Annotated in this window: 15 protein-coding genes; 5 read left to right on the top strand and 10 right to left on the bottom strand. The window is 54.9% G+C overall.

Features of this window, described 5'->3' with window-relative positions:
* The first annotated feature begins 22 nt into the window (after positions 1–22).
* The 4 genes from zapG to FKM52_RS03160 all read left to right on the top strand — a co-directional run bounded on the left by zapG (position 23) and on the right by FKM52_RS03160 (position 3566).
* Positions 23–424: a Z-ring associated protein ZapG gene (gene zapG, locus FKM52_RS03175; protein ID WP_141174759.1), complete on the top strand. Its 402-nt coding sequence runs from the start codon at positions 23–25 to the stop codon at positions 422–424.
* A gap of 100 nt (positions 425–524) precedes the next feature.
* A complete protein-coding gene (gene degQ, locus FKM52_RS03170; protein ID WP_141174758.1) occupies positions 525–1901 on the top strand; it encodes a serine endoprotease DegQ in 1377 nt (458 codons plus the stop codon).
* Between the two features lie 95 nt (positions 1902–1996).
* Positions 1997–3055 carry an outer membrane-stress sensor serine endopeptidase DegS gene (gene degS / locus FKM52_RS03165; protein WP_141174757.1) on the top strand — a complete coding sequence of 353 codons (1059 nt, stop codon included), beginning with the start codon at positions 1997–1999 and terminating at the stop codon, positions 3053–3055.
* Positions 3056–3251: 196 nt separating this feature from the next.
* Complete coding sequence (locus FKM52_RS03160; protein ID WP_141174756.1) at positions 3252–3566, top strand: hypothetical protein; 315 nt, start codon at positions 3252–3254, stop codon at positions 3564–3566.
* Here the strand turns inward: FKM52_RS03160 and FKM52_RS03155 are convergent.
* Positions 3563–4360: a DUF4225 domain-containing protein gene (locus FKM52_RS03155; RefSeq protein ID WP_141174755.1), complete on the bottom strand. Its 798-nt coding sequence runs from the start codon at positions 4358–4360 to the stop codon at positions 3563–3565. The two genes, FKM52_RS03160 and FKM52_RS03155, sit on opposite strands and share 4 nt — an antisense overlap.
* Before the next feature lie 75 nt (positions 4361–4435).
* Between FKM52_RS03155 and FKM52_RS03150 the strand changes: the two genes are divergently transcribed.
* Positions 4436–4918 carry an Hcp family type VI secretion system effector gene (locus tag FKM52_RS03150; RefSeq protein WP_141174754.1) on the top strand — a complete coding sequence of 161 codons (483 nt, stop codon included), beginning with the start codon at positions 4436–4438 and terminating at the stop codon, positions 4916–4918.
* Between the two features lie 328 nt (positions 4919–5246).
* Here FKM52_RS03150 and FKM52_RS03145 read toward each other — a convergent pair whose 3' ends face one another.
* The 9 genes from FKM52_RS03145 to FKM52_RS03105 all read right to left on the bottom strand — a co-directional run bounded on the left by FKM52_RS03145 (position 5247) and on the right by FKM52_RS03105 (position 14004).
* A complete protein-coding gene (locus FKM52_RS03145) occupies positions 5247–5951 on the bottom strand; it encodes a triphosphoribosyl-dephospho-CoA synthase (RefSeq protein ID WP_141174753.1) in 705 nt (234 codons plus the stop codon).
* A gap of 52 nt (positions 5952–6003) precedes the next feature.
* The gene (locus FKM52_RS03140; RefSeq protein WP_141174752.1) at positions 6004–7305 is read right to left on the bottom strand and encodes an oxaloacetate decarboxylase subunit beta; all 1302 of its coding nucleotides are present in this window, start codon (positions 7303–7305) and stop codon (positions 6004–6006) included.
* Positions 7306–7317: 12 nt separating this feature from the next.
* Positions 7318–9081, bottom strand: a complete 1764-nt coding sequence (gene oadA, locus FKM52_RS03135; protein ID WP_141174751.1) for a sodium-extruding oxaloacetate decarboxylase subunit alpha — start codon at positions 9079–9081, stop codon at positions 7318–7320.
* Between the two features lie 15 nt (positions 9082–9096).
* Entirely contained in the window at positions 9097–9345 is a 249-nt protein-coding gene (locus tag FKM52_RS03130; RefSeq protein ID WP_141174750.1) for an oxaloacetate decarboxylase subunit gamma, read from the bottom strand.
* Between the two features lie 137 nt (positions 9346–9482).
* Positions 9483–10100 (bottom strand): L(+)-tartrate dehydratase subunit beta, encoded by a 618-nt coding sequence (ttdB, locus tag FKM52_RS03125; protein ID WP_141174749.1) that lies wholly within the window; start codon positions 10098–10100, stop codon positions 9483–9485.
* Positions 10100–10999, bottom strand: coding sequence for a L(+)-tartrate dehydratase subunit alpha (gene ttdA / locus FKM52_RS03120; RefSeq protein WP_141174748.1), 900 nt, complete (start codon positions 10997–10999; stop codon positions 10100–10102). The genes ttdB and ttdA overlap by 1 nt, the downstream gene beginning before the upstream one ends.
* 36 nt (positions 11000–11035) lie before the next feature.
* Positions 11036–12304: an SLC13 family permease gene (locus FKM52_RS03115; protein ID WP_141174747.1), complete on the bottom strand. Its 1269-nt coding sequence runs from the start codon at positions 12302–12304 to the stop codon at positions 11036–11038.
* Positions 12305–12722: 418 nt separating this feature from the next.
* Entirely contained in the window at positions 12723–13388 is a 666-nt protein-coding gene (locus FKM52_RS03110; protein ID WP_141174746.1) for a GntR family transcriptional regulator, read from the bottom strand.
* Entirely contained in the window at positions 13375–14004 is a 630-nt protein-coding gene (locus tag FKM52_RS03105) for a GntR family transcriptional regulator (RefSeq protein ID WP_141174745.1), read from the bottom strand. Before FKM52_RS03105 ends, FKM52_RS03110 begins: the two co-directional genes overlap by 14 nt.
* Positions 14005–14044 lie beyond the last annotated feature (40 nt).

Genomic DNA, 14044 nt, shown 5'->3' with positions numbered 1-14044 from the left:
CGAGGACAATACGGGAGTCATTATGACCTGGGAATACGGGCTAATTGGGTTAGTCGTTGGCATTATTATCGGCGCCGTCGCCATGCGCTTTGGCAATAAAAAACTGCGCGAACAGCGCAGCATGCAGTATGAGCTGGAAAAATCGAAGGCAGAGCTGGCGGATTACCGCGAAGAGCTGACCAACCATTTCGCGCAAAGCGCCGAACTGCTGGATAATATGGCGCGCGATTATCGCCAGCTTTATCAGCATATGGCGAAAGGCTCTAATGATTTACTGCCGAATCTGCCCGGCGAGAAAAACCCGTTCGCTTATCAGCTTACCGAAGCGGAAGCGGATAACGATCAGGCGCCGGTGCAAATGCCGCGCGACTACTCAGAAGGCGCATCCGGCCTTCTGCGCGGCGAACGTTCGCCGCGTAGCTGATAAACAGGGCGCACCCGCGCCCTTTTTCTTTAACGTCGCCATACCAGTAGCAAATCATCCATTCCTTTTCCCTCAGTTGAGCAGCGAGAGCGTCGTAACGATGAAGAAAAAATCATTATTGTTGAGCGCAGTAGCCCTGGCCGTTGGCATACCTCTGACCATGGCGCCGTCAGCCATGGCGTCGCTACCGGCCCAGGTGCAGGATCAGGCGCTTCCCAGCCTCGCCCCGATGCTGGAGAAGGTGCTGCCGGCGGTGGTCAGCGTACACGTTGAAGGCACCGCGACAGAGGAACAGGCGCAGGATCTGCCTGAACCGTTAAAACGCTTTTTCGGCCAGGGAGAAGAGGATGAGCAGCCGCAGCCGTTTGAGGGGCTGGGCTCCGGCGTAATTATCGATGCGCAAAAAGGCTACGTACTGACCAACAATCACGTGGTGAACGGCGCCGACAAAATCAGCGTGCAGCTCAGCGACGGTCGCGACTATGACGCAAGGCTTATCGGACGCGATGAACAAACCGATATTGCGCTGATTCAGCTGCAGAACGCGCAGAACCTGACGCAGATTAAGGTGGCCGATTCCGATCGGCTGCGCGTAGGCGATTTCGCTATCGCTATCGGCAACCCTTTCGGGCTGGGGCAAACCGCCACGTCCGGCATTATCTCCGCGCTGGGGCGCAGCGGTCTGAATCTTGAAGGGCTGGAAAACTTTATTCAAACCGATGCCGCCATCAACCGGGGCAACTCCGGCGGCGCGTTGGTCAACCTCAACGGCGAACTGATCGGCATTAATACGGCAATCCTCGCCTCAAGCGGCGGCAACATCGGCATCGGTTTTGCTATTCCCGGCAATATGGCTATCGAACTGGCTAAACAGCTGATGGAAAGCGGCGAGATAACCCGCGGACAGCTCGGCATTAAAGGAACGGAAATGACCGCCGAAATGGCGCGCGCTTTTAACGTCGACGCCCGGCGCGGCGCCTTTGTTTCCGAGGTGTTGCCCCACTCGGCCGCCGCTACCGCCGGGATTAAAGCAGGCGATATCATTACCGCGATAGACGATAAGCCGATTGCCAGCTTTGCCGAACTGCGGGTAAAAATCGGCACCACGCAGCCGGGCAAAGAGGTAAAAATCGGCCTGCTGCGCGACGGGAAACCCTTATCGGTAACGGTGAAGCTGGACGCCAGCGCCCGGACGATGAGCAGCGCCGAGCTGGTCGCCATGGCGCCCGCGCTGCAGGGCGCCTCGCTAAGCGACGGACAGCTGCCGGACGGCAGCAAAGGCGTCAGGGTTGATGAGGTGCAAAAAGGAACGCCGGCCGAGCAGATCGGCCTGCAAAAAGAGGATGTGATTATGGGCGTCAACCGTACGCGCGTACAGAACCTGGCAGAGATGCGCAAAGCGCTGGAGAGTAAACCGTCGTTCCTGGCGCTTAACGTCGAACGCGGCGGTGAACGTATCTATCTACTGCTGCGTTAAATCACGCCTTGTTGCACAACGCGGACACAACCTCGTGTGTGTCCGCTTAACTCATGATATTCTGCCTCGGATCTTTTTTGCTGTGACTTAACACCATGTTTCTTAAACTCTTGCGTTCGGTAGTTTTGGGGCTGATCGTCGCAGGTATTTTACTGGCGGCGATGCCTGCATTGCGTATCGGCAGCGGTCTGCTTTCCGAACCGGAAAACAGCGCCGCTCAAACGCCATTCAGCTTCAATCAGGGCGTGCGCCGCGCCGTTCCGGCCGTGGTCAACGTCTACAATCGCAGCGCGTCCAGCAGCAACGGGCGAGGCATTACCACGCTCGGCTCCGGCGTGATCATGAATAACAAAGGTTACATCCTGACCAACCGCCACGTTATCAATGGCGCCGACCAGATTATCGTTGCGTTACAGGATGGACGTTTTTTTGAAGCGATGCTGGTAGGCTCTGACAGCCTGACCGATTTGGCAGTGCTGAAGATCACCGCGGCCAATCTGCCGGTTATACCGATTAACCCTAAGCGCGTGGCCCACGTCGGCGATATCGTGATGGCTATCGGCAACCCTTATAACCTGGGACAAACCGTAACCCAGGGGATTATCAGCGCTACCGGCCGCATCGGCTTAAGCCCCTCCGGACGTCAGAACTTTTTACAGACCGACGCCTCGATTAACCGCGGCAACTCCGGCGGCGCGCTGATTAATTCGCTGGGCGAGCTGATGGGCATCAACACCCTTTCCTTTGATAAAAGCAACGACGGCGAAACGCCGGAAGGTATCGGCTTTGCTATCCCTACCGCGCTGGCGACCAGGATTATGGATAAGCTGATCCGCGATGGGCGGGTTATCCGCGGCTATATCGGCATTACCGGGCGCGAGGTGCCGCCGCTGCACGGTCAGAACGCAGGCATCGATCGCATTCAGGGGATTGTTGTCAACAATGTCGCGCCGGACGGTCCGGCGGCAAAAGCGGGCATTCAGGCCAATGATTTGATTGTCAGCGTGAATGGCAAACCGGCGGTTTCCGCACAGGAAACTATGGATCAGGTAGCGGAAATCCGTCCAGGCTCAGTGATTGATGTACAGGTAATCCGTAACGATAAACGGCTAACGCTGCCGGTTACTATTCTGGAATACCCGGCGGCTAACTAAACCCGCGCGCCGCCGGGAGCGCCTTGGAACAACACCTATCGTTCCTGCAGGATAGCCGCCAGCAAATCCGGTAATAGCCTGGTAAGAGAGCCTTTGTTCCGCAGCCAAAGCCTGGTTGTTTACCGGCAGGACATTGCCAGTCTATTTCGGAGAAACTAAAGTAGGCTCGTACTTGTCAGGCCGGAGAAGAGGAAAAATGAACAGCGCTAAGATAGAGAAAGATCTCGCCAGAAACGGATTTACCGGAAAAGATATAGCCGCAATGCGGCAGTATCTGGGGCAGGATGGCGCAACTTATCCAACATTGCTTAATGAATTAAGACGTCGTTTTATTTTTTCAATAATAATTAGTTTTATACTTGTTTGCGCGACTATACATCAGGTTTATTCCGGAGACATTAATTATTTATTCGCCTATTCTCTTACATGGATAATCATTGGGCCAATTATATATTTCATGACACCGATGAAGCTTGGTTTTAAGGCATTCAGATACAAGTTGAAAAATTAGCCACTGTTTATATCATCGTAAAGGGTCTTTATCGATAACGTATCATTGTATGCTTCAATTCCTAAATCCAGACGGCTCATATCTTTTATCCCTCTGACATAGTCTGTACTCAGATAGTGAAAAAGACGATATTGCTGGGGTTTTATAATCAATCTCGCCATACCGTATACAGATAAAAGTAAGTCCATAGATGTATAAGCCAGCTCTGCCAATCTCTGGTCAAAACCGAAAAATTCTGCGCCTCCAATGTAGAATTTTCTTAAAAAACCCTGAGCATCGTTTTTACCGGTAAAAAGATTAAGACTACTTTCTACAACGCCATTAGCCCCATGTAAAATAAGCATTGCTCCGAATCCTGTACCTATTACATTACCTGTCGCAAATGATACCGCAGCCACTCCCAGCCCAGCGACAACCTGCATCCCGCCCAGCACAACCCCCACGCCATTAATAACCCAGTGCCAGACTTTGTCATTCTTAATAAACTGTACTGAGGCATGCAGGGCGGCCTCGCCTGAGCGCAGCATTTGATCCTGTAAGGACAAATATTTATGCTCGTCCTGCAGATTTCTCAGGCATTGCTGACACTCGATTTCCGAACTGGCAGAGCGGATGGCATCCAGCTGCGCGTCAATAAAACGCTTCACCTCATCCTGAAAAGCCATCTGTGTGAATCCATCCTTCAGATGGATAAAAGCTGCTTCCGTCGCCTTACTGTACAGCTGCTGCGCTTCCAGATTTGCCAGCGTAAGAAAATAACGGGAAAATCTGTCCTTATCCCAGTAGTTATCCATAACGTTACCTCGGTGGGAGCACGGGAAATTAGTGGAATTTAAACAGATAACACGGAAGACGCAAAGGAACACGCCATGAGCACTGATATTTTTTTACGCATTGAGGGGATAACCGGCGAGTCGCAGGATGCAAACCACAAAGGCTGGATCAACGTCGACTCATTTACCTGGGGCGCGGCACAGCCGGGAAACATGGGGGTTGGCGGCGGTGGCGGCGCGGGCAGGGTTCAGTATCGCGATCTGTCGGTACAGGCGGGCATCGATAAGGCCACGCCCGCCATCATGCGCTACGTCTCAAACGGTAAGCATATCAGTAAACTGGAGGTTTCTGTCTGTAAAGCCGGCGGCAGCCAGATCGAGTACTGTCGTATCACTCTTGAAGATGTGCTGATCACTAACGTCCTGTTCAGTGGCGCCACGCACCGGGATCTCACAGGCATCAGCTACCAGTTCCAGGCAGCAAGGGTCAAAAACCAGTACTGGGAGCAGACGGCCAGTGGAGGAAAAGGAGCAGAGACACAGTCAGGATGGAATATTAAAGAAAACCATGAGTTCTGATCGGGTCAGCCATTTGCCGCCCCGCAGGAAAGCTGACCAGGCCGTTTTTTATCGCCGGAGCAAAAAGTAATTCAGCCTGCCCGCTTTTTCCTGCTTCAGCGCTTCTTCCGGTGGTTAAAGCTGCTCTTGCTATTAGTCGGCGCGCCTCTCTCACCATGCCGATGCCTTTTCCGGCGTGCGATTCGCTCTTGCGGCATAAGCTTTATAACCTGATGTCGCTCTGCCGCACTGTTTCCAGTGCGGCAGATATAGGATTTCACCGTATGCTGGTTCCACCAGATTATCAGCGAGGCGTCATTCAGCCATACCGCCCTCGGCAACGCCTCAGTTAATCAACAAATATCGGCCCTGCTGGATAGCGGGCAAGAAATCCGGTGATGGCTAACAGCGCCCACAGCGTTGACCAGCTAAACTGTCGGGCGCTCAGCTCGTTATCTAACGTCAGCAACGCCGCAACGCCCTTCTCACCCAGCACGCCGCCCATCCAGAGCAGACGCTGAGCCTGCTGACGCACGCCGGGAACCTCGCTTTTCCACGCCAGCAGATGAAGCAGCGTTTGCTGCAGGCAGACTTCGTATGAGTGGCGATCGCGCTGCAGGCGGCGCCAGGCCGGCAACGCCACGCTGCGTAGCGTATAAAAGCCGCCGCGCACTTCGCTGTCGATCGCCGGCAGGTCAGCGCAAAGCTGGCCTGCCAGATCGCATAAGCGATTACTGGTGAGCGACTGACCTGTCGCGGCCATCCGTCCCGCAGCGGCGCACAGCAGGCCGAAGCCCTGCAGCCACAGCGTTGATGACTGTAACAGTTCGTCAGGCAAGATCGTCAGCGCGATAGCCTGCTGCGCATGCTGTTCGCCGCATTGATAGCAATCATTCAGCAAACGATGCCAGTCAGGTGGAAGCGCAGGGTGTTTCAACAGCTTCAGCGTCGGTTGCAGGCGGGAAAAATCTGCCTGCGACGCCAGCACATCGTTAATAACTCTTTCTTTTTCGAAGGCATGCATAACTAAATCAGGTGCCGCTTGTACATTCATTGCTCATTCCTTTTCGTCCAGGAAAAGGCCGTCGCCCTTTCCTGACGCCTTATCACATCGCCATCACATACTTAAGCATCACGCCCGCCGCAATTGCAGAACCGATCACGCCCGCGACGTTTGGCCCCATGGCATGCATCAGCAAGAAGTTCTGCGCATCCGCTTCCAGACCAACCTTATTTGATACGCGGGCCGCCATCGGTACCGCCGACACGCCGGCCGAGCCAATCAGCGGGTTGATTTTGTTTTTACTGAACAGATTCATTAGTTTCGCCATCAGCACGCCGGCGGCGGTGCCGATACCAAAGGCAATGACTCCCAGCAGCAAAATACCCAGCGTCTGCGGCTGCAGAAACTTATCCGCCACCAGCTTCGCCCCCACTGACAAGCCGAGGAAAATAGTAACGATATTAATCAGCCCGTTCTGCACCGTATCGCTCAGACGCTCCACCACGCCGCTTTCGCGCATCAGATTGCCGAAGCAGAACATTCCCAGCAGCGGCGCGGCATCGGGCAGCAACAGCGCCACCAGCAGCAACAGTACAACCGGAAACAACATCTTCTCGCGGCGGCTTACCGTGCGCAGCTGCACCATACGAATTTTGCGCTCCTTTTCGCTGGTCAGCAGCTTCATAATCGGCGGCTGGATTAGCGGCACCAGCGCCATGTAGGAGTATGCCGCCACCGCAATCGCCCCCAGCAGTTCCGGCGCCAGCTTGCTGGCAAGGTAGATAGCCGTTGGGCCGTCCGCGCCGCCGATAATGCCGATCGCCGCCGCCTGCGGCATGGTGAAGTGAATGATCCCCAGCATGTTCAACGCCAGCGCGCCCAGTACGGTAGCAAAAATACCGAACTGCGCTGCCGCGCCCAGCAGCAGGGTACGCGGGCTGGCTAACAGCGGGCCGAAATCGGTCATGGCCCCGACGCCCATAAAAATCACCAGCGGCGCAACGCCGGAGCCAATCGCAACTTTATAAAACAGCGCCAGCACCCCAGCGGAATAGCCCATATCCGTCGCCAGGACTTCCAGCTGATCCTGCAGCGATGGCAAGGCCAGCGCCAGCGCCTCTTTGATCGCCGTCACATCCGGCACGCAGTTGAGCTTCGCCGCGATCGCCGCCAGCTGTTCGGCATCCTGATGCGCCAGCAGATTCTCCAGCGCGGTCAGCGCCATGCCGGCTTCAGGAATATTTGATAGCAGCCCGCCGAACCCGATCGGCAGCAGCAGCAGCGGCTCAAATTTCTTCGCTATCGCCAGCCACAGTAGCAGCAGGCTCACCAGCAGCATCACCGCCTGCCCTGCGCCGAGGTGCATAAACCCCATACCCTGTAACAGAGCATTCAGACTTTCCATACCGCGCCTCCGTTACGCCAGCTGCATCAGAATATCGCCCACCGCCACGGCATCACCGGCTTTCACCCTGATGTCGCGTACGGTGCCCGCCTGGGCGGCGCGAATTTCGGTTTCCATCTTCATCGCCTCCAGAATCAGCAGCACGTCGCCTTCCGCCACCGTCTGACCCTCCGTGGCCACCAGCTTCCAGATGGTGCCGGCCAGCGGCGAGTTGACCGGCACGCCATTACCGACAGCTGCAGGGGCCGACGGCATCGGCGCCGCATTGCCGATCTGGCTAACATCGCCGCCTTCGCTGACTTTCACCACAAAAGCTTTGCCTTCCAGCTCCACGGTATAAACGCCGCAGGATGGCTTTTGCGTTGACGCCGGCGCAACCGGGCTGGCGCTTTGCGTCTGCGGCGCCGGTTCGAAGGCCGCCGGATTATTACGGTTCTCCAGGAATTTCAGACCGGGCTGTGGGAACAGCGCCACGGTCAGCACATCCTCAATAGCGTTCTCCGCCAGCACGATGCTTTTTTCCTGCGCCTGTTGCCTGATATCCGCCTCCAGCGTCGCCAGCTCCGGCTGCAGCAAATCCGCCGGACGGCAGGTAATCGGCTGGCCGCCTGCCAGCACCCTCGCCTGCAGCGCAGCGTTAACCGGCGCCGGGGTGCGGCCATACTCGCCCTTCAGGATACCGGCGGTTTCTTTCGCGATGCTTTTATAGCGCTCGCCGGTCAGTACGTTTAACACCGCCTGGGTGCCGACAATTTGTGAGGTGGGCGTAACCAACGGAATAAAGCCGAGGTCTTCGCGCACGCGGGGAATTTCCGCCAGCACCGCATCCAGTTTATCGCTCGCGTTCTGCTGCTTAAGCTGGCTTTCCAGATTGGTGAGCATTCCTCCCGGCACCTGCGCCACAAGAATACGGCTGTCGGTGCCTTTCAGCTGGCCTTCAAAAGCGTGATATTTCTTACGCACCTCGCGAAAATAAGCCGCAATGCCTTCCAGCCGACGGATCTCCAGCCCGGTGTCATATTTTGTGCCGGCCAGCGTCGCAACCAGCGCCTCGGTGGCCGGATGTCCGTAGGTGGCGCTCATGGAGGAGATGGCGGTATCGATGCCGTCCACGCCAGCTTCGATGGCTTTCAACAGCGCCATTTCCGCCATGCCGGTAGTAGCGTGACAGTGCAGGTGCAGGCGCACCTTGTAGCGTTGTTTAATTTCGCTGACCAGTTCATATGCCGCGCCCGGCGTCAGAATGCCGGACATATCTTTGATCGCTACTGAATCAACGCCGATTTCCAGCAGCTGTTCGGTAAGATCGAGCCAGGTTTGCAGCGTATGTACCGGGCTGGTGGTATAGGAGAGGGTTCCCTGCGCGTGCGCCCCGTGCTGGCGCACCGCCTGCAGCGCCGTCTTCATATTGCGCGGGTCGTTCATGGCGTCGAAAACGCGAAAAACATCCATGCCGTTTTTCACCGCGCGCTCAATAAAGCGTTCCACCACGTCGTCAGCGTAGTGTCGGTAGCCCAGCAGGTTCTGCCCGCGCAGCAGCATCTGCAGCGGGGTTTTCGGCAGCGCTTTTTTCAGCTCGCGCAGGCGCACCCAGGGATCCTCGCCAAGAAAGCGAATGCAGGCATCAAAGGTGGCGCCGCCCCAGCATTCAACAGACCAGTAGCCCATCTCATCCAGCTCAGCGGCAATGGGCAGCATATCGTCAAGGCGCAGACGGGTTGCAAACAGCGACTGATGAGCATCGCGCAACACGACATCGGTAATGGCAACGGACATATATTCCTCCATGAATCAGGGGTTAAGGCGACGGTGATGATGGATAGCGGCGGCAATAGCTGGCTTCAGACGGGTAAAATCGGCGGATGGCGCGGCGGACGGCGTCGTCGATAGCGGCGTGGCGGCGGCCTCCGGGAAAAAACGGTTAACCATAACGGACATCGCCCGGATAGCAAGAATCAGCAGCAGCAGAAACAGCATCACAAAGCCCATGCCGAGCAACATCAGGATAATCCCTTCGCTTAATAGCGCTGTATCAGTCATAAAATAGCCTTCAGCAATGCGGCACGATAATGTCTGGCGCTGCAAGCAAATAATATTTCTCCTGGCATAGCGGAACTATTTCCTGCCGGGTTAATAAACTTGCCGCCCATTATCGTACCGGTTAATTTATTCTGTATTTATTTGATGAAACTCACGTTCTGGCATATTTCATCGGCAACGATCTCTTTACGCTGATTGAAAATAACCTTGTTCTGCTCAAACAGATTATTGCCATGCGTATCGATCGAAACGATTAACGGTCCGAACTCTTTCACCCGACAAACCCACAGCGTTTCCGGCATGCCTAAATCACGCCACTGCGCATCTTCAATTTCTTCAACGCAGACGGCGGCGACCACCGCGCAACCGGCAGGGAATACGCAGTGCAGCGCCTTATGCTGCGCGCAGCCCTCTTCCGTTCCCTTGCCCATTCCGCCTTTACCGACAATAAGCTTCACGCCGGTTTGGGCAATAAATTCTTTTTCAAACTTTTCCATGCGCATACTGGTGGTCGGCCCCACGGAAACCATTTCGAATTTATCATCGCTGCCGGCGATCGGGCGCACGATTGGTCCGGCATGTAAAATAGCGCCGCCGTCAATATTCACTGGCAGCTGACGGCCGCCCTCAATTAAACGGCGATGCGCAACGTCGCGGCAGGTAACAATATGCCCATTCAGGTAAATAATATCGCCCGCCTTAATATCGGCTAAGTCTTCATCTTTAATCGGCGTAGTGAGTATTTTCTTCGTCATCAGAAAGCAACTCCTGTATGAGACAAAATGGTGTAGTTAAGATCTTTATCAAAAACGATGTGCCCTTTACGATGCGACCAGCAGCCGACATTTACCGCTACGCCGATAGTGGAAGGATGACGGGCGGTATTTTCAATATTGACGCCCATTACCGAAGTATTGCCCGACATGCCCTGCGGCCCCAGACCAATTTTGTTAATACCTTCTTCAAGCATCTTTTCCAACGCGGCGGCGCGTTGATTAGCGTTATGGCTGCCTACCGGACGCATCAGCGCCTTTTTCGACAGCAGCGCTGCCGTCTCCACCGAGGTAGCCACGCCCACGCCAACCAGCAGCGGCGGACAGGCGTTAAGGCCGTAGCTGGTCATAACGTCCAGCACGAAGCGCGTTACGCCTTCATAACCGGCGCCCGGCATCAGCACCATCGCCTTGCCGGGCAGTGAACAGCCGCCGCCGGCCATATAGGTATAAATAGCGCACTGGTCTGAATCGGGAACGATTTCCCAAAATACCGTCGGCGTACCTTTACCTACGTTTTTTCCGGTGTTGTATTCGTCGAAGGTTTCCACGCTATTGTGGCGCAGCGGGGAATCCACAGTCGCCTTAATTACCGCCTCACGCAGCAGCGTCTCCAGTTCGCCAATCAGCGGAAAATGCGCGCCGCACTCCACCAGAAACTGAATTACGCCGGTATCCTGGCAGGAAGGACGATCCAGCTCTTTCGCCAGACGCTGGTTGTCAAACATGGTGGTAAAAATGACGTTCGCCAGCTGACTGGTCTCTTTGGTCTGTAGCTCCTCCAGCTTAGCGGTGACATCATCAGGCAGAACTTTGCCGGTATATCCCACAAACCGCGCCATAATGTCGGTCATATGAGATATCTGTGCGCTTTTGCTCATTAAATGCTCCTTCTTAATCAGAAATACTTCTGTTAATTACGGGTGAAAAGGGAAAAGGATTGGCAGCAGGATCAGGCTGACAATGGTGGAAACCAGGATAAGGGGCAGGCCCGCTTTGGCGTAATCGACAAACTTATAGCCGCCCGCCGACAGCACCATCATATTGGCAGGCATACCGATGGGCGTTGCATAGGCGCAGGAGCCGCCGATAACCGTCGCCATCAATACCGCGCGCGGATCGGCGCCCATACCGGCGGCAATAGAGAGACTCACCGGCACCAGCAACGCCGTGGTCGCCGTATTGGACATGAAGTTGGTCATAATGACCGAGAGCACGAATATCACCACCAGCAGCGTAAAGGGCGAAGAGTTCTGTCCCAGCATGCCGATAACGTAATCCGCTACCAGTTTTCCGGCCCCGGTAATTTCCAGCGCCTGCGCCAGCGCCAGCGTGCCGCCAAAGATAAAAATGGTTTGTGAATCGATAGCGTTATACGCCTGCTTCTCATTCAGCACGCCTGTAACTACCAGCACCAGCGCGCCAATACAGCCGATAATGGCAAGGCTGATCCCGATCTGCTGTTCGAAAATCATGCCGAGAATGGTGGCAATCAGCACTACCAGCGACAACAGCTGTTTCCAGCGGGGAACATGGCTGTAATCGCGCTGTTCGCCCACGCCACCCGCCGCGCCGCCGTTGGGATTATTAGGCAGGAATTTGTAACCCAGCGTCAGAAAGTAGAGGATGCCGCAAATCAGCATCGGCATACCGATTTTCGCATACTCAAAAAAGCCAAAGCCGCCACCGATATTTTGTAAAGCAGACTGCGCAATCAGGTTGCCAGGCGCACCAATCATCGACAGATTGCCGCCCAGCGCGGCGGCGAAAACCAGCGGCATCAACAGACGAGAGCGCGCAAAGCCCGATTTTGCCGCCACGCCAATAACAACCGGAATTAACACGGCGGCGGTGCCGGTATTCGACAGCACGCCGGACATCAGGCCGGTGACCAGCATGATGGTGAAAATTAGCTGTTTTTCCGTTTTGGCAAAGCGGGTAATTACCCCGCCTACTTTATTCGCCATGCCGGTTTCAAACAGCGCACCGCCGACGATAAACATCGCAACAAACAGAATCACATTGGTATCAATGAAGCCGGAAAAAGCCTGCTTCATATTCAGTACCCCGGTAAGCACCAGCGCAACACAGATCATCATTGACGTTACCGCTAACGGCACCTTCTCCCAGACGAACATCACGATGGCGAAAAGCAGCAGAGCAAGAGTAATTGTAATAGGTTCCATGCTGCACATCCTTTATATATGATATTGTATCCAATATTCTGTAGCCAAAGCTATTCCCATACAAAAAGTAAGTCAATGGTTTTCCAGGAAACAGGCGGGGTTTGGGATCTGTATCAAGATCGGCCTGCGAACAGGATCGGGAAGAGTGAGAGCGGGATCGAAAAAAACTCTGTCGGCAGCGTCATGCGCCTGAAGCGTGGGCGCCGACGGGAGGTTTATTCAGGCGGCAGAGTTATGCGCTAAGGCGTGGCGCCGACGGAAAGGTTATCCAGGGCGGCAGAGTTATGCGCTAAGGCGTGGGCGCCGACGGAAAGGTTATCCAGGGCAGCAGAGTTATGCGCTAAGGCGTGGCGCCGACGAGAGGTTTATTCAGGCGGCGAAGTTCTGCGATAAGCGTGGACGCCGACGGAAAGGTTATTCAGGCGGCAGGATCGTCGATATAACGGGTCAGCATATTTTCCATGGAGCGGATAATATGGGCGCGCATGCGCTGGCGCGCCAGCTCTTCATTATGCTGTTCCAGCGCCTGTAAGATGCTGCGGTGTTCATGAATTGACAGTGAGGCATACTCCTCTTCCGTTACGTTCTGGCCCATAGAGAGGCCGTTCCACATATTGGAAAGCAGCATTTTCATTTTTTCATTGCCTGCCGTATTCCAGATTTCCATATGGAACGCCTGGTTCAGATCGGAATATTCAGCGGAGTTATTAGCCGCCAGCGCCTTTTCCGCCGCGTAGTGAATTTCCGCAATGCGTGAAATATCGGTGCCGGGACGCGACGCTTTCGCAACCGCCTCGCTCTCCAGCAGCGCACGGATCTCATAATGTTCGCGGATAGTCTGCTCATTGATCCCCAGCACCACGGCGCCTTTATTCGGGCGTACCTTAATCAGCCCGTCTGCTGCGAGGATCTGAAACGCTTCACGCACCGGCATACTGGAAACGCCCACCATACTGGCGATACCCTCCAGAGTAATCTCCTGACCTTCCAGCAGCTGCCGCGACAGGATAGCCTTGCGCAATACCGCCGCCACCAGCTCTTTCGCCGGCAGCAGCTTAATCTTTCCCAACTTAAACTTCTGCACTTTCCCAGGCCTTCATATGTTGACGCATCATTTCTGCTAATGAGAGAAAATAATGCTGCGTAGAGTGGGCAATGCCATCACGATCGTTAGCGCCAATGGCTGCGGCAAGCTCGCCCAGCATCTGCGCCGATACCTGATTGTCTTCTTTCAAATATAAAATGACGTAAGAAATATAGCCATCCAGGAACTGTTGATAAGCCTTACGTAAGTAACGGTTATCTATATACGACATCAGCGTCAGATGAAAATCAAGCTCGCGCGTTTTTTCCCCCTGATGGGCCAAATCTCTGGCGCACAGACGCAGCGACTCGCCGGCCGCCGCCGGAACTAATGCAAATAGCTCCGCCGCCATCACGGCGATAATACGGAAAATATGGCTGACATCATCAGGCTCAAGCCGGGACACCTGCATATGACGGTTCGGCAGTCGAATCAGGAATCCTTCCTGTTCAAGCGACTGTAAAGCCTCGCGCACCGGCATGCGCGACAGTCCCAGCTGTTCCGCGATACTCTCCTGCGCCAGCTCTTCTCCGGCCCTGATATTACCGGAAAGAATTTCATAGCGAATCATTTGAGTAATGTGGTCCCTGGTCTGCTTTCTCTCGATTTTTTTCACAGCGTCCTCGTTTGTTGCCGGTTAAAACGCGGGAAGTTTA

Source organism: Mixta tenebrionis (assembly GCF_006517625.1).
In the GTDB taxonomy this organism is placed as follows: domain Bacteria; phylum Pseudomonadota; class Gammaproteobacteria; order Enterobacterales; family Enterobacteriaceae; genus Mixta; species Mixta tenebrionis.
The sequence above is the reverse complement of the archived record's forward strand: the minus strand, read 5'-3'. Positions and strand labels throughout refer to the sequence as shown.

Bases quoted from the DNA above. Each gene is read 5' to 3' on its own strand.
- zapG (WP_141174759.1), top strand. From the start codon at position 23: ATGACCTGGGAATACGGGCTAATTGGGTTAGTCGTTGGCATTATTATC.
- degQ (WP_141174758.1), top strand. From the start codon at position 525: ATGAAGAAAAAATCATTATTGTTGAGCGCAGTAGCCCTGGCCGTTGGC.
- degS (WP_141174757.1), top strand. From the start codon at position 1,997: ATGTTTCTTAAACTCTTGCGTTCGGTAGTTTTGGGGCTGATCGTCGCA.
- FKM52_RS03160 (WP_141174756.1), top strand. From the start codon at position 3,252: ATGAACAGCGCTAAGATAGAGAAAGATCTCGCCAGAAACGGATTTACC.
- FKM52_RS03155 (WP_141174755.1), bottom strand. From the start codon at position 4,360: ATGGATAACTACTGGGATAAGGACAGATTTTCCCGTTATTTTCTTACG.
- FKM52_RS03150 (WP_141174754.1), top strand. From the start codon at position 4,436: ATGAGCACTGATATTTTTTTACGCATTGAGGGGATAACCGGCGAGTCG.
- FKM52_RS03145 (WP_141174753.1), bottom strand. From the start codon at position 5,951: ATGAATGTACAAGCGGCACCTGATTTAGTTATGCATGCCTTCGAAAAA.
- FKM52_RS03140 (WP_141174752.1), bottom strand. From the start codon at position 7,305: ATGGAAAGTCTGAATGCTCTGTTACAGGGTATGGGGTTTATGCACCTC.
- oadA (WP_141174751.1), bottom strand. From the start codon at position 9,081: ATGTCCGTTGCCATTACCGATGTCGTGTTGCGCGATGCTCATCAGTCG.
- FKM52_RS03130 (WP_141174750.1), bottom strand. From the start codon at position 9,345: ATGACTGATACAGCGCTATTAAGCGAAGGGATTATCCTGATGTTGCTC.
- ttdB (WP_141174749.1), bottom strand. From the start codon at position 10,100: ATGACGAAGAAAATACTCACTACGCCGATTAAAGATGAAGACTTAGCC.
- ttdA (WP_141174748.1), bottom strand. From the start codon at position 10,999: ATGAGCAAAAGCGCACAGATATCTCATATGACCGACATTATGGCGCGG.
- FKM52_RS03115 (WP_141174747.1), bottom strand. From the start codon at position 12,304: ATGGAACCTATTACAATTACTCTTGCTCTGCTGCTTTTCGCCATCGTG.